Here is a 22508-nt window from a genome sequence, read left to right as displayed (position 1 = left end):
AGACAGGCGACAACGCTAGCCCCTTCATCGTTACCGAAAGGTTAATCTGTCCCATGTCGCAACAGGTCGTGACCCGCTTTGCCCCCTCGCCCACTGGCTATTTGCATATCGGGGGCGCGCGCACCGCATTGTTCAACTGGCTCTATGCCCGCGGGCGCGGCGGCAAGTTTCTGTTGCGCATCGAGGATACCGACCGGGCGCGCTCGACCCCGGAGGCGACACAAGCGATTCTCGATGGGTTGAACTGGCTCGGGCTGGACCACGACGGCGATGTGATCAGCCAGTTCGAGCGTGCAGACCGGCATGCCGAAGTGGCACGCAAACTGCTGGCCGAGGGGATGGCCTATAAATGCTTTGCCACACAGGAAGAGATCGAGACCTTTCGCGAGCGCGCGCGCGAGATGGGGCGCTCGACCCTGTTTCAGAGCCCGTGGCGCGATGCCTCTTCTGATCAGCATCCCGAGGATGTGCCCTATGTCATCCGGATCAAGGCACCGCGCGATGGTGTGACGGTGATCAAGGACGAAGTTCAGGGCGATGTGACCATCCGCAACGATCAGCTCGATGATATGGTCCTGCTGCGCGGCGACGGCACGCCAGTTTATATGCTGGCCGTGGCCGTGGATGACCACGACATGGGGGTGACCCATGTGATCCGCGGCGACGATCACCTCAACAATGCCGCCCGGCAGATGATGATCTATGAGGCCATGGGATGGCCCCTGCCCGTCTATGCCCATATTCCGCTCATTCATGGGCCCGATGGCAAGAAGCTGAGCAAGCGGCATGGCGCGCTTGGCGTCGAGGAATATCAGAAGATGGGCTATCCGGCGGCTGGTGTGCGCAACTATCTGGCGCGCCTTGGCTGGAGCCATGGCGACGCGGAATTCTTTGACGACCTGCAGGCGCAATCCTGGTTCGATCTTAAGGGAATCGGTAAATCCCCGGCGCGTCTGGATTTCAAGAAACTGGAGAATCTCTGTGGTCAGCATATTGCCGTAGCGGATGATGCTGCACTGCTGCATGAGTTGCAGGAATTTCTAGCCGTGACGGGTGAACCCGCGCTGGATGACGAGAAATTGACGTTGTTTACCAAGGCGATGTACTGTCTCAAGGAGCGCGCCAAGACCTTTCCTGAACTCCTTGATAAGGCGGCGTTTATCCTTGTTTCGCGGCCAATTCATCCAGAGGAGAAAGCGGCGGTGCATCTCGATACAGTATCCCGTGGTATACTGAAGGAATTGACGCCGCAGTTGCAAACTGCTACGTGGACACGAGAGGCTATCGAGGGTCTGGCGACCCAATTCGCCGAAGACCACGGAATGAAGTTCGGCAAGCTGGCAGGCCCCCTCAGGGCGGCACTGGCGGGTCGTAGTGCGACACCGAGTGTGTTCGACATGATACTGGTCCTCGGGCGAGACGAAACCATCGCCCGGTTGACCGATGCGGCCTTTGGAGGGGATTAATCCCTTGGCAAGGCATTGAGTTTATCCAGCCTGAAGCGCAGATGGCGCAAGCAGGCGCTGAGAGGGAGGACCCCTGATGTCAGAAGACAAGAGAGTGGCGAAGCTGGAGATTGACGGCAATACCTATGAATTGCCGATGCTCTCTCCGACGGTCGGCCCGGATGTGATCGACATTCGCAAGCTCTATGCCAATGCGGGCGTGTTCACCTATGATCCCGGTTACACCTCGACGGCGAGCTGTGACAGCACCATCACCTTTATCGACGGTGACAAGGGTGAGCTGTTGCATCGCGGTTATCCGATCGACCAATTGGCCGAGAAATCGCATTATCTCGAAGTATGCTATCTGCTGCTCTATGGCGAGTTACCGAGCCCGGCACAGCTTGAGGATTTCGAGAGCCGTGTGACCAACCACACGATGATCCACGAACAGATGCATTTCCTGTTCCGCGGCTTTCGCCGGGATGCGCATCCGATGGCGATCATGGTCGGCGTGGTGGGGGCGCTCAGCGCGTTCTATCACGACAGCACCGATATCTCGGACCCTTGGCAGCGCGAAGTGGCGTCGATCCGGCTTATTGCCAAGATGCCGACCATCGCCGCGATGGCGTTTAAATACACCATTGGCCAACCGTTCGAATATCCGCGCAATGATCTCGACTATGCGTCGAATTTCCTGCGTATGTGTTTTGCGGTGCCAGCCAGTAATTACGTCGTCAATCCGATCCTGAGCCGGGCGATGGACCGGATTTTCACGCTGCATGCCGATCACGAGCAAAATGCCTCGACCTCGACCGTGCGGCTTGCCTCCAGCTCTGGGGCGAACCCGTTCGCCTGTGTCGCCGCCGGGATTGCCTGTCTCTGGGGGCCTGCGCATGGCGGGGCCAATCAGGCCTGTCTGGAGATGTTGCAGGAAATCGGCACGCCGGACCGGATACCCGAGTTTATCGCGCGCGCCAAGGACAAGGACGATCCGTTCCGTCTGATGGGCTTTGGTCACCGGGTATACAAGAATTTCGATCCGCGCGCCAAGGTGATGAAGCAATCCGCGGATGAGGTGCTGGAACTGCTTGGGGTTGAGAACAACCCGACGCTTCAGGTCGCCAAGGAACTGGAACGGCAGGCCCTCGCCGATCCGTATTTCGCAGAGAAAAAGCTGTTCCCGAATGTGGATTTCTATTCCGGCATCATCCTTGAGGCGATGGGTTTCCCGACCTCGATGTTCACGCCGATCTTTGCGGTCAGCCGCACTATCGGCTGGATTTCGCAGTGGAAGGAAATGATTGCCGATCCGCAGCTCAAAATCGGGCGTCCGCGTCAGCTCTATCAAGGGGCGACGTTGCGCGATTATGTGGATATCGAAAAACGCTGAGGCGCAGACACGATCCAAAATGAAAGTCCGGCACTATGCCGGACTTTTTATTTTTGAAGGGCCGCCGACAACACGATACACGACCGAAGACCGCCGCCTATCCGGGTGCGAGCCCCGCACCGATAATCATACCTGCACTAAAAAGACCGCCCGCCGCCAACAACGCCCAACCAAAGAGCTTTGCCATCGAGAAAGGTCTCTCGCCAAAACAACGCCCGTCGATCCCAGAGACGACAATGCGATAGGGCTTGCCTGCGTAGTGATAGTGCAGAATCCACAGCGGCAGGAGCACGCGGCGGAACCGAATTTCCGATAAATGTCCGGTCCAGGTGATGTTCCTGATCCGCCCGCCGCCAGCATCCGCACGAATGCGCCGCCTTATCTGAACCTCTATGTCCCGGCGTAGCTTGTCCAGCCCGTCGGACACTCGCCTCCCGTGCAGATCTGCCGCATAGCCTGCCAAGTATTCCGGCTGATACGGTTTGAGCCATTGAGGATAGAACCCGTGCATGATCCCGTCGCGAATGTCCGGCGTGACATGGTCTGAAGCCCCGATCACCGCGTCATCAAGCACCATCGTGACCTGCCCGGAGACCCTGATCCAGCGCGCCGACTTGCCCTGTCCTGTGCGCTTTTGGACCGTGTAATTCACGTCTTTGGACGCATCGAATGTCCAGAAGGGTGCATAAACCGCCGCCATATGCCCCTCGGTCACGGCCTTGGGGAGCCGCGACGGCGCGGACCAGAGCCCACGCACCCAGCGAACGATTGCCTCAACCGCTTCGGCCCTTGTATTGCCCATGGGAATGAGGCCAGACGGCGTGTAATGCGCATGCCCCCCAAACAAAACCACGGAACCGTCGCAATAGGGGCATTGTTCGGATATCGCCTGGCCCATAAAAACGACCTCACCGCCACAGGTTTCGCAGCGATGTGCGTGCTCAATCTCGGGCGGCTCATCCTCGGGCGCGCCGGGGTCAAAGGCCTGCTCGCGCTGCGCGTCGAGGTCCGGATCGGCAACGATCTCCGTCAGCTGCCCACAAGACTCGCACCTGAGGGATTGCGTGCGCGGATCAAACCCTTGCTGCCCGCCACACGACGCACAACGCAACGCCGCCTGCACCGCGTCGAAACCTAGCTTGGTGGTCGCCCACGGGCTCATTGGTCGGACGCCATGATCATCATGACAAGTTCGATCACGAAACGTGACCGTTCCATCGCCCGCGACGCGGCTCCTTCCATATCCCCAGTCTTGGCCCAGTCGCCGTAGAAGGCACCGACGTAGAGTACCAGCAGGCCCCAGACACCGACAAAGGACCAGCCGCGGATGCGCCGCAGCAGGCTTGGTGCGGCGGCCTGCATGCCGCGTTTACCTTCGAAAATATCAATGCTTTTGCGTATCGGCCAGATGCCAGTCAGCGCCAGAACGCCGAGGCAGCCAAGCGCAGACAGGGCAATCATCATAAGTCCTGCCCTCGCGGCTTATCGTCCCTCAAATTGCGGCGGGCGTTTTTCGAGGAAGGCCAGCACGCCTTCTTTGAAGTCGCGGCTCTGGCCGCAGGCCCCCTGCAATTTGGCCTCAAGGTCAAGCTGGGTTTCAAGCGTATTGTCCCATGTGCTGCGGATCGCTTGTTTGATGGCACCGTAGCTCTGTGTTGGCCCCTTGGCCAGATGGGCCGCGCGGGCGCGCCAATGGGCGGCAAAGCCTTCGTCGCTGACCGCCTCCCAGATCATGCCCCAATCGCTGGCTTGACGGGCTGAGATCGGTTCGGCAAAGAGCGCCGCGCCCATCGCCTTGGCCATGCCCATCTGACGCGGCAGCGCATAGGTGCCGCCAGCGTCCGGGATCAGACCGATGCGGGCAAAGGCCTGAAGGAAATAGGCGCTCTCAGCGGCGATCACCACATCCGCCGACAGCGCCAGATTGGCCCCCGCCCCTGCCGCAGGCCCGTTGACCGCGCTGATCGTGGGCACGGGACAATCGGTAATCGCACGCAGCATTGGCACATATTCCTCGCGCAGCACCCGTTCCAGATCAAGCGTCGAGGCATTGCCACCGTCGCTGAGATCCTGCCCCGAGCAAAAGGCGCGACCGTTACCTGTGAGCACCACAACGCGTGCCTTGCGCCCGGCATAGTGGACCGCATCAGCGATCTCGGCCCGCATCTGCGTGTTGAGGGCGTTCATCTTGTCAGCACGGTTCAGGCAAAGCAGCGCCACGCCGTCGGTAATCTCAAGCGTGATGGTTTGATAATCTTTCACGGATTCGGGCCTTTCGGTCTGGTTTTGAGCATCAAACCCCAGACATCTGCCCGCGCCAAGCGAAACCGCGCGTCAGTCTTTCAGAATTTCACGCAAGCGGTTTTCCTCGGCCTCGCTCAGGCGGGTCACCTCGGTTTCGGGTGTGCGTGTGCGGCCACGAACATAGAGCACGCCGATCACCAGCCCTGCGCCCAGCATCAGCGGTCCGGCCAACCACAACAGAATATTGGCGCCCCCGGTGCGCGGTTTGAGCAGCACATATTCCCCGTAGCGCGCGACGATGAAGTCGACCGCCTCTTGGTTGCTGTCGCCTGCCACCAGCCGTTCCCGCACCAAAAGGCGCAGATCGCGGGCCAGTTCTGCATTGGAATCGTCGATGCTCTCGTTGCGGCAGACCAGACAACGCAGGCCCGAGGAAATGTCACGCGCCCGCGCTTCGAGCACCGGATCGTCGAGTATCTCATCGGGTTGCACCGCAAAGACCGGCGCTGCGATCACACAGAGTGCGAGGAGGAGGCGTTTCATTCCGCAGGCACCGCGTTGGCCAGTTTACGAGCACCTGCCGCAACCCGGTAGCGCCGGTCGCTGAGCGACAAGAACCCGCCAAGCGCCATCAGGATCGAGCCGCCCCAGATCCAGTTGGCCAGCGGTTTGTAATAGCTGCGCACAGCCCAGCCCCCGCCCTGCTGCGGATCCCCGATCACCACATAGATGTCGCGCAGCACCCCGTTGTCGAGTGCTGCCTCTGTCGTGGGCATCTGCGCCACGGGGTATTCGCGTTTCTCGGGCTTCATTTTTGATATTTCACGGCCGTCCTTGCTGAGGGTGAAGGTGGCCATTGTGGCAAAATAATTGGGGCCATCTTCTTTGTGCACCTCGTCAAGGCGCAAGGTATAACCCGCAATGTCAAATTGCGCGCCTACCTGAAGGACACGGATATCCTCTTGCTGCCATGCCATCATCGCGGCAATCCCGGCCATGGTCACGCCCAGACCGCCATGCGCCACCGCCTTGCCCCAGTCGGCGCGCGGCAGGCGGGTGAGGCGCGCAAAGCGCCCCTGCCCGCGCCCGGTGCGCGTCCAGATATCGACCATGGCACCACCGACCAGCCAAGCGCCAAGAAACAGGCCCATCGGGCCAAGCGCCGAACGCCCGGTCTGCATCGCCCAAGCCAGAGCGCCGATCGCCACCGCAAGCGCAAAAACAGGAGCCAATGGTCGGATCACGCGGCCAAATGTGGCGCGTTTCCAAGGCAACATGGACCCGAGCGGCAACACCACACCTAGCGCCACCATAAAGGGGGTAAAGGCTGCGTTGAAAAACGGCTCGCCCACCGAGAGTTTGCGGTCAAACAGCATTTCGGCAACAAGCGGCCAGATCGTGCCGATAAAGACCACGAAACAGGCCACCGCCAGAAGCAGGTTATTGAGTACCAGCACGGATTCGCGGCTGACAAGGCTAAAGACGCCCTTGGCCTGCATCACACCTGCGCGCGCCGCAAAGAGCGTGAGCGCGCCCGCCATGAACACCGCAAGGATGCCAAGCAGAAACACGCCACGCTCGGGGTCGGTGGCAAAGGCATGCACCGAAGTCAGAACACCCGACCGGGTGATGAATGCACCGACCATGGAAAAGCCAAATGCAATAATCGCCAAGAGAATGGTCCAGCTTTTCAGGCTTTCGCGCTTTTCCACCACGATGGCGGAATGCAGCAGGGCGGCGGCAATCAGCCATGGCATGAAGCTTGCGTTTTCCACCGGGTCCCAGAACCAGAACCCGCCCCAGCCCAATTCGTAATAGGCCCACCAAGAGCCAAGACCGATGCCGATGGTCAGGAAAATCCACGCCGCAAGCGTATAGGGTCGCACCCACCGCCCCCATGCTGCATCAACGCGCCCTTCGATCAGGGCCGCAACCGCAAAGGAAAAGGTCATCGAAAGGCCGACATAGCCGAGGTAGAGGAACGGCGGATGGAAGGCGAGGCCGGGATCTTGCAGCAGCGGATTGAGATCCTGCCCGTTGAATGGCGGCACCGCCATGCGCAAGAATGGGTTCGATGTCAGCAGGATAAAGGCAAAGAATGCCACGCCCACCATCGCTTGCACGCTGAGCACCCGCGCGCGCAAGGACGGTGGCAGATTCGAGCCAAACCAAGCCACCGCCGCGCCAAAGAGTGTGACAATGAACACCCACAACAGCATCGAGCCCTCGTGGTTGCCCCAGACGCCAGTGACCTTATAGAGCATCGGTTTGTCTGTGTGGCTGTTGAGCACAACCAGCCGCAGCGAGAAATCCGAGGTTACAAAGGCCCACATCAGCGCGGCAAAAGCCGTGGCAGTCAGCAGGAACTGGATCGTGGCCGCAGGTTCGGCCACGGCCATCCAGCCGGGCCAACGTTTATAGGCCCCGACAAGCGGGACGGTGGCCTGAACACAGGCCACCAGAAAAGCGAGGATGAGGGCGAAGTGACCGATTTCTGTAATCATGGCCTGAGTATAGATCAGTGCAACGCCCTGGCCAATCGCAATCGGCGCGCGCACCGGATCACATTGTCGCGGGGCGCCCGCCCTGTCGCCGCCATTCCGCGAGCGCCGGATTTTCATCCGGGGTGAGGGCTTCCAATGCCAGCCCCGCGTCGCTGCCACTGTCAGCCACGCCGGGGCTGGAAGGGCGCAGGGCGCGCAGCGTGCGAATGGTCTCAGTCACCTGCGACGCGCGCGCCAGGGTGCTGGCAATCCCGCGCTGAAACTCTTGTCCCTTGGCCTGATGCCGCGCGCCAAAATAAAAGCTGACAATCGCAGCCAAGAGCCACCAGAGCGGCTCTGGCACGAGGGCCAGCCCGGCCATCCGCGCGCCAAACCACAAGGGATCGATCATCGCCGACACAAAAAGGCCAATCGTGCCAAGCGCCATCGCCGGACGTGGGACACGGTTCAGCCCGTCGATGATGCGGTCGAAGGACCCGCGGTTATCCTGCCGGAACTCTGCCGTCATCTGTTCCAACGCGGCGCGCTGTGTCTCGACACTGCGCTGATCAGCGGCCTCGGCATTGACGCGGAACACCTCGGCGGTTTCGCGCACCACATTCGCGCCACCACCAAACAGCGCCCTGAGAATATCCATCACCATGCAATCACCCTTGCGCTGAACTCTGCCGGGCTGAGATGAAAGCGCGGCGATATGAAGGCCTCGGCCCGTTTGATCCAGCCCCCCTTGCCCCCCGCGCGCGCGCGGGCAAACTTGCGGCTTGCGGGACGTGCATCGGCGAGGCTGAGGTAATAGGTGCGTCGCGCGATCCCGTAGGCATCCGCAATATGATCCGGGGCCGCCTCTGCCGCCGCTTGCGCCGCGGCCACGGTTTGTGGCCCAATCATGCCGTCCACCTCGATCACCTGCCCCATGTCGCGCAAGAGCCGTTGCAGAATTCTGACCGCATTGGCCCCGGCGTTGACATACATGTCGAACACGCTGGCCTGTAGGCTCTGCGGCAGGCGCGCAAGGCCGGGGCGGTTATAATAGTGGTCGATAAAAATCGCTGTCGCCTGATCGCGTGTGAGCGCACGCACATCCGAGGCGTCGATCATGCCATCCTGTGTCAGATCAAGCCCCAACCGGCGCAGGGTATCAAGGGTTACGCCAAAATTCGTGGCCCCACCCGGATCATCGGGATCATTCACATAGCCGCCCTCGCGGGCGACGATTTCTTTTGCAATGTCGGTAATGTTTTGCATCTGCCCCACCTCATGCCAATTGCCGGCATGAGGCTGAGGCAGATGGGTTACTGGCAGATTTAGCTACCGTTCGGTTCTTTATAAACACCCTGCTCCTTGAGCGCGTCCACCACTTCCTTGGGCATATAGGTCTCGTCATGTTTGGCGAGAATTTCGGTGGCAACAAACACCCCGTCACGGTAGCTGCCGGTGCCGACCATGCCTTGGTTTTCCTCAAAGAGGTCAGGCAACACGCCTTTGTAGGTGACGGGCACCACGCCGCCGCCATCGGTCACATTGAAACGAATGACCTCGCTCTCGCCACGCTTGAGACTGCCTTCTTCCACCAGCCCACCAATGCGGAACACCTCGGATGGGCTTGGCGGTTCGGCCAGGACCTGCGTTGGCGAGCGGAAAAAGTTGATCCCGTCGCGCATGCCATAGCCAATCAAAGCGGTGGCCATCACAAGCGCCACGGCGGCAATCGCGATGACCTGAACGCGGCGCTTTTTCTTGAGCGATTTCATCGGTCTCATTCCCCTACGGAAAGACGGGAGCCAGCATCAGCCCCGTGGTCTCAGGCTCAGATAACATCAGATTGGCATTTTGCAACGCTTGGCCGCTGCTACCTTTTGTCAGGTTATCGAGGGCCGCCACGACAATTGTGCGCCCCGCGCGCCGATCTGCCACCACGCCGATATGACAGAAATTACTGCCGCGAATATGGCGGGTGCTTGGGGTTTCCCCCAAGGGCAGGACTACGATGAAAGGTTCATCGGCATAGGCGGCCGCCAGCGTCGCGTGAATGGCCGCCGCCTCGCCCCGGACATAGCCCGTGGCCAGAATACCGCGGTTGGCCGGGATGAGATGCGGGGTGAACTGAATCTCGACCGGCCGACCGGCAATGGCGGAAAATTCCTGATCGAACTCGCCCAGGTGGCGATGCGTGCCGCCGACCGAATAGGCGTGGTAGCCCTCAGACAGCTCCGCATGCAGCAGGTTTTCCTTGAGGCTGCGCCCCGCGCCCGACACCCCGCATTTGAGATCAAGGATGATCTCGTCAAGATCAATCACGCCAGCGGCAATCAGCGGCCGCAGGATATATTGCCCGGTGGCCGCATTACAGCCCGTGCCCGCCACCAGCCGCGCGCCGCGAATCTCCTCACGGTAGAATTCCGTGAGGCCATAGACCGCCTCTTTCTGCACCTCGGGGGCGGCATGGGGATTGCCATACCATTTCTGATAATCCGACGGATCGCGGAGACGAAAATCTGCTGAAAGATCAACGATCTTCAGATCGCGCGGCAGCGCCGCAATCACCTCTTGGCTGGTCTTATGCGGCAGGGCGCAAAAGCACAGGTCAATGCCGGTGAAATCAATCTCTTCGATGGTGACAAGGTCGGGCAGATCGAGATGCCGCAGATGCGGGAACACCTGCCCCATGCTCTGCCCCGCCTTGGAATTTGCGGCAAGCGCCGTGATTTCCATAGACGGATGGGTGGCAAGAAGCCGGACAAGCTCTGCTCCGGTATAGCCGGAAGCCCCGAGAATGGCGATTTTATGGGTCATCGTGACCTCACTTTCAGATGGGTGGAGGATATTTCAGTTCCGGCCCTGCCGCAATGCGGCGTGATGCCGGTGGTCCAATCAGAACGACCGTGGCAGATCCGCTCAGGCCGCAGAGAACTTGATCTCTCGTCGCAGAAATTGCGTGGCGCGGCTTGAGACCCGCTTGGGATCGCCGGTGGTCAGGAACAGGTTGTCACGACCCGATCCGATCTTGTCCGGATGCCGTCCCAGATAATCGGCCAAGCTGGATGCCACCAGGTCAGGTTGCGAATAGACCGCGACATCGGGTCCAAGCGCATCCTGAAACACCTCTTGCACCAGCGGGTAATGGGTGCAGCCCAGTACCGCCGCCTGCGGGTGCGGCATTTTGCGTTTGAGCGCATCGACATGGCTGCGCACCAAGGCCTCGGCCAAGATCATGTCACCCTCCTCGATGGCATCGACCACGCCGCCACAGGCCTGCGCCTCGACATCCACGCCAATCGCGCGAAACGCCAGTTCGCGCTGAAACGCCCGGCTGCGCACGGTCGCGGGTGTTGCAAAGAGCGCGACGTTGGTGACCGCCACCTCACGCGGGGGGGAATTGTCGCCCCATTGCCGCTCGGTCAGGGCTTCGATCAGCGGCACAAACACGCCCAGCACCCGCTTGTCGCGCGGCACCCAAGATTCCTGCATGCGGCGGAGCGCAGCGGCAGAGGCGGTATTGCAGGCCAGAATCACCAGATCACAGCCTGCTGCAAACAGCCGGTCAACCGACACCGTGGTCAGATCATAGATGTCATCGGCATCGCGCACCCCGTAGGGCGTATGCGCATTATCGCCCAGATAGACGAATGGCACATCCGGCAAGCGTTTGCTGACCGCATCCCACACTGTCAGGCCGCCAAGCCCGCTGTCGAAAATCCCTACCGCCATGTCCCGCGTCCAGTGTCGTTATCCGAATTCGAACCCGATTTCCGAGGAGGTAACCGGGCTTGGCGACAATTCATAAGTCTTGGCGCGCAGGAATGCCATGAGGGATTTCGTGTCGCCTGCATATTGCGCCAAGGTGTTGCGAGGGATCGGATCGCCCACCACCACGCGCACGGGGGTATCAATCCGCTTGCGGAATTCCTTGATCAAAAGGCCCATGCGCAGGGTCACATGCAGGTGGCTGGCCAGTTGAAAGAGGCGGCTGGTGTGTCCGTCGAAATAAACCGGCACCACGGCGGCCTTGCTCTTGCCGATCATCTTGGCGGTAAAGCCGCGCCAACCGGGGTCCATGGGCCGTGAAAAGGGTTTGGCCGCCGTGCTGACTGTGCCCCCCGGAAAAATGCCAATCGCGCCACCCTGCCCCAGATACTCTAGTGCCGTTTTACGCGTCGCGAGGTTGAGGGCGACCGCCTCTTTTGTTTCGTCAAAACTGACTGGCAGGATGACCTTGTTCAGATCCTCAGCCTTGCGAAAAATCTGATGTGCCAGAATGCGGAAATCGCCGCGTGTCTGCCTGAGGATATGGCCCATCATCAACCCATCGAGGATACCATAGGGGTGATTGGCAATCAGCACCAAGGGCCCGTCGCGCGGGATAGTGTCCAGGCTGCCGCCCACCACATCGAGCGTGAGCCCATAACGCTCTACCATCACCTGCCAGAAGTCGCGGCCCTGCAACACTTCGGCCTCATAGCCCGCCGCACGCTTGATCAGTGCGATCCGCCCGGTGAGGTTTTCCATAGTGCGGATCATCGCCCGCCCGCCCTTGGTCTGGGCCGAATAGGCGTAGGAAATGTCACGGGCGATCTGGCGGTCTGGGCGCATGGGCGATCCTTGGGTGAGTCGCGGCTCGTTAAGATTATGCGACAGACGTGACCAGATCAGGTGACAGTTTCATGACGCCTATTCCGCCGCCTGTGCCATTTCTGCGCCACCGGACCGGATCACCGCCAAAAGTTCCTCGCGCCGTTTCGCGGCCTTGGCGGCGTTGGCCTCTTTGACCGGGCCAAAGCCCCGGATTGAGAATGGCAAGAGCGCCAGTGCGATGATCGCGTCCCGGGTGCGCGCCGTCAGCTTGGGCAGAACCTCTGCCATATCCGTCTGGTATTGTTTGATCAGGGCACGTTCCATCCGCCGTTCCGCTGTGCGCCCGAACGGATCAAACGGCGTGCCGCGCAAACCTTTCAGTCGCGCCAGAAGCCCGAATACCCGCAGGATACCGGGGCCAAATTCGCGCTTTGAGGGGCGGCCATCGCTGCCCGTTCTGGACAGGATCGGCGGGGCCAGATGGAATTTGAGAGTGAAATCGCCGCCAAATTCAGCCCGCGCCTTATCCGCTGTTTCCAGATGCAGGCGGGCCACCTCGTATTCGTCCTTATAGGCCAAGAGCTTGTGATAGCCCTGCGCCACCGCGTCCTTTACCCCCTCGTCGGAGATCCCGTCGAGCAGACGCACGTAGCGGCGGGCCAACCGCTTGCCCTGATAGGCCAGCAGATGCGTTTCGCGGTAGGCGATCCGTTCGGCCAGCGTTTTGGGTTTTTCCGCCACCTTGGGCGACACAAGCTTTGCCGCCTCAAGAGGGTAGAGCGCCGCCCACCGCCCCACTTCAAAGGCCCGCAGATTGGCCTCGACCGCAGCACCGTTGAGGCGGATGGCCTGCGTGATCGCATCGTGGCTGAGGGGCACCAGCCCGCGCTGCCACGCCGCACCAAAGATCATCATGTTGGAATAGATCGAATCGCCCATCACGGTTTTTGCCAGATCCGAGGCATCGAACATTTGCACCGCGTCGCGCAACCGCGCCTCGAGCGCGAGTTGCAGCCGGTCAGCAGGCAGGGTGAATTCGGTGTTTCGGGTGAAATCGCCGGTGATGATTTCATGGCTGTTGACCACTGCTCCGGTGCGACCCTGACGGGTCAGGCCCAGCGTCTTGGCCCCGGCAGAGACCACCAGATCGCCGCCAATGAGCGCATCACATTCGCCCGTCGCCACGCGAATAGCGCTGATGTCATCGGGGCTCTCGGCCAGACGGCAATGGATATGCACCGCCCCGCCTTTTTGTGCGAGACCGGCCATTTCCATCATACCCGCCCCCTTGCCATCAATCTGCGCCGCCTGCGCCATGACCGCGCCGATGGTCACAACCCCGGTGCCGCCGACACCGGTGATGACCACGTTATAGGTGCCGTCAATCGCGGGCAGCACTGGGGCTGGCATATCGGGCAGGGTCAGGTCGGCGGTGCTGTCTTTGCGGATTTTCGCGCCTTCCAGCGTGACGAAGGAGGGGCAGAAGCCCTTGAGACAGGAAAAATCCTTGTTGCAGCTGGATTGGTCAATCGCCCGCTTGCGGCCCAGTTCAGTTTCCACCGGCACGATGGACACGCAATTCGACTGCACCCCGCAATCACCGCAGCCCTCGCAGACATCCGTGTTGATGAACACGCGGCGGTCCGGGTCGGGAAACGCGCCCCGCTTGCGGCGGCGGCGTTTTTCGGCGGCACAGGTCTGGATATAGAGGATGACACTGACGCCCTCGATTTTCGCCAACCGCTCCTGCACCGCCATCAGATCTGAACGTTCTGAAAATTCAACGCCTTGCGGAAAAGACTTAAGGTCAACATCCTCTTTCTCGTCGTAAACGACTGCCAGATGTTTCACCCCCATGGCACGCAGTTCGGCAGCGATGCGAGGGGCGTTCAGCCCGCCCTCATTGGCCTGCCCGCCGGTCATCGCCACAGCATCATTATAGAGAATCTTGTAGGTGATCGTTGTGCCCGAGGCCAAAGCCGCGCGAATGGCCTGCACGCCCGAATGGTTATAGGTTCCGTCGCCAAGGTTCTGAAACACATGTTTGCGCGTGGAGAACGGCGCCTCTCCCATCCAGTTTGCGCCTTCACCGCCCATGTGAGTGAAGCCGGTCGTCTCTCGGTCCATCCATTGCACCATGTAGTGACAGCCGATTCCGGCATAGGCGCGCGCGCCCTCGGGCAGACGGGTCGAGGTATTGTGCGGGCAACCCGAACAGAAATAGGGCAAGCGGCTGACGATTTCCGTGGCGTTGTCATTGCGCCGCGCCTCTGACAGCGCCTCAAGCCCTGCCTTGATCCGGTCGGTGCCGCGCCCTTCTTCGATCAGGATGCCGCCCAGCTTTTCCGCAATCCAGATTGGATCAAGCGCGCCGCGCGTCGGGAATAACTCTTCGCGGTGCATGCCGCCTGCCCCGCCCTTGTACCAGCCATAGACGCGCCGCCCGCGCCGGTCGTCAAAGATCGCTTCCTTGATTTGCAGTTCAATAAGCTTGCGCTTTTCCTCGACAACGACGATCAGATCGAGCCCCTCGGCCCAGTCGTGAAACCCCTGCATATCGAGTGGAAACACCTGCCCGACCTTGTAGGTGGTGATGCCCAATCGCTCTGCCTCATTGGCATCAATCCCCAGCAACTCTAACGCATGCACCAGATCGAGCCAGTTCTTGCCCGCCGCGACAAAGCCGATCTTGGCGCCCGGTTTACCCAGGACGCGCTTATCCATGCCATTGGCGCGGGAAAACGCCTCTGCGGCAAAGCGTTTATAGTCGATCATGCGGGTTTCCTGCGCATGCGGCGTGTCGATCAGGCGAATGTTCAGCCCGCCTTCGGGCATTGGGAAATCGGGCGTTATGAGCTGCACGCGGTCAGGGCGGCCATCAACCACCGAGGTCGCCTCGACCGTATCCTTCATTGTTTTGAGCCCGACCCAGACCCCGGCAAAGCGGCTGAGTGCATAGCCGTAAATGCCGTAATCGAGAATTTCCTGTACGCCCGCCGGGTTGACCACCGGCATATAGGCATCGACCAGCGCCCATTCGCTCTGATGCAGCACGGTTGAGGATTCGCCGGTGTGATCATCCCCCATGGCCATCAACACGCCACCATGTTTTGACGTGCCCGCCATATTGGCGTGGCGCATCACATCACCCGAGCGGTCCACCCCCGGTCCCTTGCCATACCAGAGACCGAAGACACCGTCATATTTGCCCTCGCCACGCAGTTCAGCCTGCTGCGATCCCCAAAGCGCTGTCGCGGCCAGATCCTCGTTCAAGCCTTCCTCAAACCGAACCTGTGCCTGGGATAGAACCCGTCCGGCGCGGCGCATTTGTATGTCTACTGCCCCCAGAGGCGAGCCACGATAGCCGGTCACAAAACCAGCCGTATTCAACCCCGCCGCCCGGTCGCGCGCCGCCTGCGTCAGCATCAAACGCACAAGGGCCTGCGTGCCATTCAAAAGAACCGGCGATTTTTCCAGATCAAAGCGATCGTTCAACGTTACCTTTTGCGTGGTCATATCGTGCCTCCCTTGGTTGAGGGCCGTGCCTCATTATAGAGCATTATTAGGTCATAACTTATGACCTACCAAGTGGAATTTTGTGAAAATCTCTTACCTCCCCTATAGTTGAATGAAGATTATCTGCTATTGCGTGATGAACGCGCGTTTCCTAAGAAAGTTAAAGTTATGGATTGGGACAAGCTCAGAATATTTCATGCCGTGGCGGATGCCGGCAGTCTCACCCATGCTGGCGAGCAGCTTCATCTGTCGCAGTCGGCGGTCAGTCGCCAAGTGCGCGCGCTGGAAGAGGCATTAAACGCCACCCTGTTTCACCGTCATGCACGGGGACTGATTCTCACTGAACAGGGCGAATTGCTGTTTGACGCCACCCGCGCCATGCTAAAGCGTCTCGATGCCGCCACCGCCCGTATCCGCGATAGCGAAGAAGAAGTGTTTGGCGAGTTGCGCGTGACCACGACCACCGGCTTTGGCACGCTGTGGCTCGCGCCGCGGTTGCCCAAGCTCTATGAGAAATACCCGGATCTGAAGATTGATCTCATGCTGGAAGAGCGCGTTCTCGATCTTCCGATGCGCGAGGCCGATGTGGCGATCCGCATGAAAGAGCCATCACAGGCCGATCTGATCCGCAAACGGCTCATGAGCGTGCATATGTGCCTCTATGCCACCCGGTCCTATCTGGAAGTGCACGGTGAACCCACTGCATTAGATGAAATGAGCGCGCATCGCCTGATCTGCCAGAATCCGCGCTCGGCGCAGGTCGGGGCCGGTGCGATGCTGGTGAACGAGTTGATGACCAATGACATTTCCTCGCTTTTGACCGTGAACAACTACTTTGGAGTTCTTCAGGGTGTTCTGCAGGATCTCGGCATCGGTGTGCTGCCCGATTACCTGACCCGCGACTTTCCTCAGTTGGTGCGCGTTCTTCCCGAGGTGCAATCCGTCGAAGTGCCCGTATTCTTAGCCTATCCAGAGGAATTGCGGCACTCCAAACGGATCTCCGCCTTTCGGGATTTTGTTCAGAATGAGATTATTTCGTATCGCAAAACGCTTAAAGAACAGGCGGTTAGCTGACGTTTAGCGCAAAACGCGTATGAGCCATGCATCAATTGCATAACGGACATGCTGCAAGTGCGGCGTAATTTCTCTTGAACGGTCAGGGGTACGCCCTTATCTCCCAATCGTGACGGTGATAGCCGCAAGGCAGTCACTATCATACCTCCCTGTTGGACTTCGGCCGAGCTTAGTGCTCGGCCTTTTTTTTGCGCTGCCTGAATTTCAGGCAGGCCGGTCAGATCACGGGCAGGGGCGCTGTGGCAAACCGAGAGAGGCGCTGCGCACGGCCCTCGCGGATCACGATATTCTCTTCATGCACCATGAGCCGACCGGGCGCGAGCTCAACGCCCGGCTCTAGCGTGATGACCATGCCGGGTTTGAGGATCGTGTGATCCTTGGCCGTCAGCGACAGGCCTTCGGTCAATTGCATGCCCAAGCCATGCCCCAAGCGGCCAGATGTCTCATCGCTGCCGGTAATCCGCGCCATCGCCTGCCAGACATCACGGGCCGTTGCCCCTGTCCGCGCCGCCTCTTCGCCCGCAGCCGTCGCCTCGATCAGCTGTGCATGGGCCGCCGTCTGCTCGGCCGTGACGCGGCCAATGGCGAAATTCCGGTCATAGTCGCAGAAATACCCATCCCAGACCGCGCCGGTGTCGAGCATGAGAATATCGCCAGCCGCCAGCGGCGTATCATCTGCTGGGGAAATGACATCCGCATAGCCCAACGGCCCCGCGCCCCCCGCAATATAGGGAACCCAGTCGGCACCCTTTTCCAGCAAGAGCCGGTGAAAATCGCGAAACACCGCACTGAGCGGCACACCGGGCTGAGCAATCTCGGTCACCCGGTCAAAGGCGCGTCCGGCAATGCCGCAAATATGCGCGATCTTGGCGATTTCAGCCTCGGATTTGACCGCGCGCAGATCTGCGACGATCCCGGCGTCGTCGCGGAACGCCAGCCCGCTTGCCCGTTTCACGCGCTCGAACTCTGCCAAGGGCATGCGCAGATGGCTTTCGGGGCCAGAGGGCACCCCTACAGGGCCGCCGATTTCCCGCAACGTATCGGCCAGCAAGGACACACCGTCATCGTCTGGATCGGGCGCGGCCCATGTGCGGATATCACGGACCCAACTGCGGGCCATCAACGCCGCCCCGATTGACGGGATCACCGCCACAGGATCACCCGCCGCCGGCAGGACGAGAAACCACGGGCGGCTTGGACTCTCCCAAAACCGGGTGAGAAATCCGGTAAAGTAGCGGATTTCCGGCTCTGTCGTCAGCAGGATCGCCCCCAGCCCTGCCTGGGCCATGTCTGCCTGCGCGGCGCGCAACCGGGTGCGGTATTCGCCCACAGCAAATCCGCGTCTCATGCTTCGGGCCCCTCGCTGAGAATACACAACACCCGCGCATCCGGTCCCAGCCCCAACCCCGCAAGCGCCGCCACCCCGGCGGCACCAGAGGGGGTTGTCGCCAACCCCTGCGCGGCAAGGGGGCCAAGGCTGGCCTCGGCCTCTTGATCCGTGATGGTCATGAAGACATCCGCATCCCGCGCCAACCCCTTGAGCGCAATCAGCGACGGCACTTTGCAATCCAGCCGGCCCATGTTTGAGGCCGGGCCGGTTGTCTCTTGCGGGCAACTGGCCCGGATGCTCTCAAAGAGCGCCGGGGCGCGGTCCGGCTCGACCACGATGATTTGCGGACTATCGCCCCAGACATGCCGGAACCAGACCGCCAAGGCCCCTGCCAGCCCCCCGACACCGGCCTGCAACAGGATATGGGTCGGCGGTGACGTCATCTGCCGGGTCACCTCCTCGGCCATCGCCAGATAGCCTTCCATCAACCGGCGCGGCAGATCGAAATAACCGGGCCAGGAACTGTCCGACAGGAGGGTCCAGTCGTTATCCGTCGCCGCCTGTCCGGCGGCCATCATGCTGGCCTCGTAATCCTGTCCGTCGCGCACCACCTCGGCCCCCTTGGCACGCAGCCGTTCGGCAAAGCTCTCGGGCACGGTTTCCGCCAGATAAATCACCGCACGCGCACCAAAGAGCCGTGCGCCCGCCGCCACAGACATGCCGTGATTTCCAGCGCTTGCCGTCACATAGGTCCGTCCTTTGAGCGCGGTGCTGATGTCCTCTCCGGTTTGCGCTGCGGCATGGGCGATTACATAGGCGGCCCCAAGCGCCTTGAAGCTGCCCAGTCCCATGCGCCCGCGCTCGTCCTTGACCCAGACCTCAGCCCCAAGGCCGGTGACCTGTACCAAAGGCGTCTCTGCCGCCGCAGGACAGCGCCCCAAGAGCGCCCGCACCGCACCGGCATCCACACTGGGCCAAGGGGCCCCGTTCAATACCGCCTCCGGCAGTCCTGTGCCCCGCCACGGATTGTCGATCTGTTGCATTTGCTCTCCCTTGCGTTCTTTGCCGCAAGGCAATGCGATATCAGCCACGAGGTCAAGCCACGGGCGCGACATTGATGTCAGAATGCAAACTGGCGGGCCAATGGCCCGCCAGTTTCATCTGTTTCATCGCGCTCTGGCTCAGGCTGCGGCCACAACCGCCCGCCGTGCCATCACGCCCACCAGATGCGCACGGTACGCGCCCGAGCCATGCAGGTCCGAGATCATCCCATCTCCCGAAAGCGACAGCCCTTCCAGCGCCTCGGGCGTGAAATCGGCGGTGAGCGCCGCCTCGGCCTCGGACCAGCGAAACACGCCCTCTTCCGAGGCCCCTGTCACCGCCACGCGCACGCCGCCCGCATATTTGGCGACAAACACGCCCACGAGGGCAAAGCGCGAGGCGGGCTGCTCGAATTTCTGGTAGCTGGCCTTTTCCGGCACCGGAAAGCGCACCTCGGTGATGATCTCGCCATCCTCAAGCGCGGTGGTGAACATGCCTTGGAAATAGTCATCCGCCGCGATGCTGCGGTTCGAGGTGATCACCGTCGCCCCCGATCCCAGCACCGCCGCCGGGTAACAGGCCGAGGGATCGTTATTGGCCAGACTGCCGCCGATGGTGCCGCGATTGCGCACCGCCGGGTCGCCGATGTGGCCCGCCAGTGACGCCAGCGCCGGATAGGCCCCGGCCCCTGCCGCCACAGTGGCGTGGGTGGTGCCCCCACCGATGCAGAGCGCGCCATCGTCGGCGGTGCAAATCCCTTGCATCTCCTTGATGGCCGACAGGCACACCAGCTTGGCAGGTGCGGCCAGACGCTGCTTCATCGTCGGGATCAGGGTTTGTCCCCCGCCCAGCGCCTGTGCCTCTTCTGAACCCAGAGCCGTGATCGCGTCAGCGATGGTGGCGGGACGTTCGATATCGAATGCATACATGATCGCTCTCCTTACCCTTGCATCGCCTGCCAGACGCGCGACGGCGACAGCGGCATATCGATATGGGTGATGTTCCGGCCGGACCGTTGCAGCGCGTCAATCACCGCATTGACCACCGCTGGCGGGCTGCCAATCGCCCCGGCCTCGCCACAGCCCTTGACCCCCAAGGGGTTATGCGTGCACGGCGTCTGACAGGAATGATCCACCTGATAGAACGGCACATCATCCGCGCGCGGCATGGCATAGTCCATGTAAGACCCGGTCTGAAGCTGCCCGTTCTCGTCATAAACGCAGGATTCAAGCAGGGCCTGCCCGATCCCTTGCCCGATGCCGCCATGCACCTGCCCCGAGACAATCATCGGGTTGATGATATTACCGAAATCATCCGCAGCTGAGAACCGCTCGATGGTGACACGCCCGGTTTCGGGATCAACCTCGACCTCGCAGGCATAAGCGCCCGAGGGGTAGGTAAAGTTCGACGGGTCATAGAACGCCGTCTCTTCCAGACCCGGCTCGATATCTGCAAGCGGATAGTTGTGCGGCACATAAGCGGCGAGGGTCACATCGCCCCAAGCCACCGATTTATCCGTGCCCGCGACGCTGAACTTACCATCCTTCAGCTCGATATCGGCATCGGAGGCCTCCATCAGATGGGCCGCGATTTTTTTGGCCTTGTTGATGATCTTTTCGGTCGCCCGCACCATGGCCGACCCGCCGACCGCAATCGAGCGGCTGCCATATGTGCCCATACCCATCGGCGTGTTGGCGGTGTCGCCATGCACGATCTCGATCATATTGGCGTCGATGCCGATCATTTCGGCCACCACCTGAGCAAACGATGTCTCATGTCCCTGCCCGTGGCTATGTGAGCCGGTCATCACCACAAGACCGCCCGTGGCATTCACACGCACCGTCGCACTCTCATAGAGGCCCGCACGCGCGCCCAACTGGCCGACAAGGTTCGACGGCGCGATGCCGCAAGCCTCGATATAACAGTTGATCCCCAGGCCACGCAGCTTGCCTTTGGCCGCGCTGTCCTGTCGGCGGGCGTCAAAGCCTTTGAAATCCGCGATCTCTTCCAGTTTGTCCATGGTGGCGTGATAATCGCCGGTGTCATATTCCACGGCCACGGGCGTGGCATAGGGGAACTGGGTGATAAAGTTCTGACGGCGTAGCGCGATGGGATCGACCCCCAATTCGCGCGCGGCCTTGTCGATCACCCGCTCCAGCTGGAACGTGGCCTCGGGCCGTCCGGCACCGCGATAGGCATCGACCGGCACCGTGTTGGTAAACACCGCCTTGACGTTCACATAGATCAGCGGCGTCTTGTAATTCCCCGCCATCAACGTGCCGTGCAACCAAGTGGGCACTGACGGCGCAAAGGTGCTGAGATAGGCCCCCATATTCGCATGGGTATCGGTGCGCACAGCGGTAAAGTTGTTGTCCGCATCCAGCGCCAATTCAATCTTGGTCACGTGATCACGGCCATGCGCATCGGTCATGAAGGCCTCGGAGCGCGAACAGGTCCATTTCACAGGGCGGTTGAGCGCCTTGGCCGCGAATGTGCAGAACGCTTCTTCGGCATAATGAAAGATTTTAGAGCCAAAGCCGCCACCCACGTCGGGCGCCACCACGCGCAATTTATGCTCGGGAATGCCCAGCACAAACGCCCCCATCAGGAGACGGATCACATGCGGATTCTGGCTTGTGGTGTAGAGCGTCGAGTCGCCGGTCGAGCGGTTGAAATCGCCCACTGCCACGCGCGGCTCCATCGGATTTGCCACCAGCCGGTTGTTGATCAACTCGAGCGTGGTGACATGCGCCGCCGCCTCAAAGGCCTCGTTCACCGCCGCCTTGTTCTCTTCGACAAAGCCCCAGTCATAGCAGAGGTTGCTTTTCAGCTCGTCATGCACCTTGGGGGCGCCCTCTTCCAGCGCCTTCTTCATGTCCACGACTGCGGGCAATTCCTCGATATCAAGCACGATCGCCTCAGCCGCGTCGCGCGCCTGCGCGTAGGTCTCGGCCACAACGGCGGCAATCGGATCTCCCACATGGCGCACCTTGCCTTGGGCCAGCACCGGATGCCCCGGCTCCTGCATGACCTCGCCGAAACGGTCCGTCACCTGCCAGCCGCAGGGCAATCCGCCGATACCCTCGAAATCCTTGCCGGTGAAAATCCGGACCACGCCCGGCATGCCCTCGGCGTCCGACGTGTCAACCTTGTTGAGCCGCCCATGCGCCACATCCGAGCGCAGGAAAAATACATAGGCCTGACCACGCAGATTGATGTCATCGGTGTAATTGCCGTTCCCGGTCAGAAACCGGATATCCTCGCGCCGCTTGGTGCTGGCGCCAATGCCTCCGTCTTTCGGCATGTCATTCTCCTCCCTGATCGTCCGGGGTTCGCCCCCATGATCACCCGCAGCGCTTTCATCATTCCCGAAATACTCCGGGGGAGCG

Annotated in this window: 19 protein-coding genes; 3 read left to right on the top strand and 16 right to left on the bottom strand. The window is 60.9% G+C overall.

The genetic code is table 11. The annotated features are described in order from the left end of the window. Positions 1-53 precede the first annotated feature (53 nt). On the top strand, positions 54-1466 hold the full coding sequence (gltX, locus tag ACN0SW_RS11155) for a glutamate--tRNA ligase (RefSeq protein ID WP_417728004.1): 1413 nt from the start codon (positions 54-56) through the stop codon (positions 1464-1466). A gap of 76 nt (positions 1467-1542) precedes the next feature. Beyond that, the gene (gltA, locus tag ACN0SW_RS11150) at positions 1543-2838 is read left to right on the top strand and encodes a citrate synthase (protein ID WP_417728003.1); all 1296 of its coding nucleotides are present in this window, start codon (positions 1543-1545) and stop codon (positions 2836-2838) included. Between the two features lie 97 nt (positions 2839-2935). Here the strand turns inward: gltA and ACN0SW_RS11145 are convergent, their stop codons facing one another. The 12 genes from ACN0SW_RS11145 to ACN0SW_RS11090 all read right to left on the bottom strand — a co-directional run bounded on the left by ACN0SW_RS11145 (position 2936) and on the right by ACN0SW_RS11090 (position 15674). Then, a complete protein-coding gene (locus ACN0SW_RS11145) occupies positions 2936-4000 on the bottom strand; it encodes a hypothetical protein (RefSeq protein ID WP_417728002.1) in 1065 nt (354 codons plus the stop codon). Further along, complete coding sequence (locus tag ACN0SW_RS11140; protein WP_417728001.1) at positions 3997-4302, bottom strand: hypothetical protein; 306 nt, start codon at positions 4300-4302, stop codon at positions 3997-3999. Before ACN0SW_RS11140 ends, ACN0SW_RS11145 begins: the two co-directional genes overlap by 4 nt. 18 nt (positions 4303-4320) lie before the next feature. Further along, positions 4321-5100, bottom strand: a complete 780-nt coding sequence (locus ACN0SW_RS11135; RefSeq protein WP_417728000.1) for an enoyl-CoA hydratase-related protein — start codon at positions 5098-5100, stop codon at positions 4321-4323. A 72-nt stretch (positions 5101-5172) separates the two neighbouring features. Next, a complete protein-coding gene (locus ACN0SW_RS11130; protein WP_417727999.1) occupies positions 5173-5625 on the bottom strand; it encodes a cytochrome c-type biogenesis protein CcmH in 453 nt (150 codons plus the stop codon). After that, on the bottom strand, positions 5622-7586 hold the full coding sequence (locus tag ACN0SW_RS11125; protein WP_417728038.1) for a heme lyase CcmF/NrfE family subunit: 1965 nt from the start codon (positions 7584-7586) through the stop codon (positions 5622-5624). Before ACN0SW_RS11125 ends, ACN0SW_RS11130 begins: the two co-directional genes overlap by 4 nt. Positions 7587-7644: 58 nt before the next feature. Next, positions 7645-8229 carry a holin family protein gene (locus tag ACN0SW_RS11120; RefSeq protein ID WP_417727998.1) on the bottom strand — a complete coding sequence of 195 codons (585 nt, stop codon included), beginning with the start codon at positions 8227-8229 and terminating at the stop codon, positions 7645-7647. After that, a complete protein-coding gene (locus ACN0SW_RS11115; protein ID WP_417727997.1) occupies positions 8223-8831 on the bottom strand; it encodes a holin-associated N-acetylmuramidase in 609 nt (202 codons plus the stop codon). Before ACN0SW_RS11115 ends, ACN0SW_RS11120 begins: the two co-directional genes overlap by 7 nt. Positions 8832-8890: 59 nt before the next feature. Further along, the gene (gene ccmE / locus ACN0SW_RS11110; RefSeq protein WP_417728037.1) at positions 8891-9337 is read right to left on the bottom strand and encodes a cytochrome c maturation protein CcmE; all 447 of its coding nucleotides are present in this window, start codon (positions 9335-9337) and stop codon (positions 8891-8893) included. A 13-nt stretch (positions 9338-9350) separates the two neighbouring features. Continuing rightward, positions 9351-10379, bottom strand: a complete 1029-nt coding sequence (gene argC / locus ACN0SW_RS11105) for an N-acetyl-gamma-glutamyl-phosphate reductase (RefSeq protein WP_417727996.1) — start codon at positions 10377-10379, stop codon at positions 9351-9353. Between the two features lie 102 nt (positions 10380-10481). Continuing rightward, positions 10482-11294 carry a glutamate racemase gene (locus tag ACN0SW_RS11100; protein WP_417727995.1) on the bottom strand — a complete coding sequence of 271 codons (813 nt, stop codon included), beginning with the start codon at positions 11292-11294 and terminating at the stop codon, positions 10482-10484. A gap of 18 nt (positions 11295-11312) precedes the next feature. Continuing rightward, positions 11313-12176 (bottom strand): lysophospholipid acyltransferase family protein, encoded by an 864-nt coding sequence (locus tag ACN0SW_RS11095; RefSeq protein ID WP_417727994.1) that lies wholly within the window; start codon positions 12174-12176, stop codon positions 11313-11315. Positions 12177-12254: 78 nt separating this feature from the next. Further along, positions 12255-15674, bottom strand: a complete 3420-nt coding sequence (locus tag ACN0SW_RS11090) for an indolepyruvate ferredoxin oxidoreductase family protein (protein WP_417727993.1) — start codon at positions 15672-15674, stop codon at positions 12255-12257. Between the two features lie 168 nt (positions 15675-15842). Here ACN0SW_RS11090 and ACN0SW_RS11085 point away from each other — a divergent pair, with 168 nt between their 5' ends. Continuing rightward, complete coding sequence (locus tag ACN0SW_RS11085) at positions 15843-16748, top strand: LysR family transcriptional regulator (RefSeq protein WP_417727992.1); 906 nt, start codon at positions 15843-15845, stop codon at positions 16746-16748. A 217-nt stretch (positions 16749-16965) separates the two neighbouring features. Here ACN0SW_RS11085 and ACN0SW_RS11080 read toward each other — a convergent pair whose 3' ends face one another. The 4 genes from ACN0SW_RS11080 to ACN0SW_RS11065 all read right to left on the bottom strand — a co-directional run bounded on the left by ACN0SW_RS11080 (position 16966) and on the right by ACN0SW_RS11065 (position 22423). Further along, positions 16966-18096, bottom strand: a complete 1131-nt coding sequence (locus ACN0SW_RS11080; RefSeq protein WP_417727991.1) for a M24 family metallopeptidase — start codon at positions 18094-18096, stop codon at positions 16966-16968. Further along, the gene (locus ACN0SW_RS11075) at positions 18093-19121 is read right to left on the bottom strand and encodes a pyridoxal-phosphate dependent enzyme (RefSeq protein WP_417727990.1); all 1029 of its coding nucleotides are present in this window, start codon (positions 19119-19121) and stop codon (positions 18093-18095) included. The genes ACN0SW_RS11080 and ACN0SW_RS11075 overlap by 4 nt, the downstream gene beginning before the upstream one ends. A gap of 138 nt (positions 19122-19259) precedes the next feature. Continuing rightward, positions 19260-20048, bottom strand: coding sequence for an FAD binding domain-containing protein (locus ACN0SW_RS11070; protein ID WP_417727989.1), 789 nt, complete (start codon positions 20046-20048; stop codon positions 19260-19262). Between the two features lie 11 nt (positions 20049-20059). Then, complete coding sequence (locus ACN0SW_RS11065) at positions 20060-22423, bottom strand: xanthine dehydrogenase family protein molybdopterin-binding subunit (RefSeq protein WP_417727988.1); 2364 nt, start codon at positions 22421-22423, stop codon at positions 20060-20062. Between the last annotated feature and the right edge of the window lie 85 nt (positions 22424-22508).

It is taken from the genome of Roseovarius sp., from assembly GCF_048262375.1.
Lineage (GTDB): Bacteria > Pseudomonadota > Alphaproteobacteria > Rhodobacterales > Rhodobacteraceae > Roseovarius.
The sequence above is the reverse complement of the archived record's forward strand: the minus strand, read 5'-3'. Positions and strand labels throughout refer to the sequence as shown.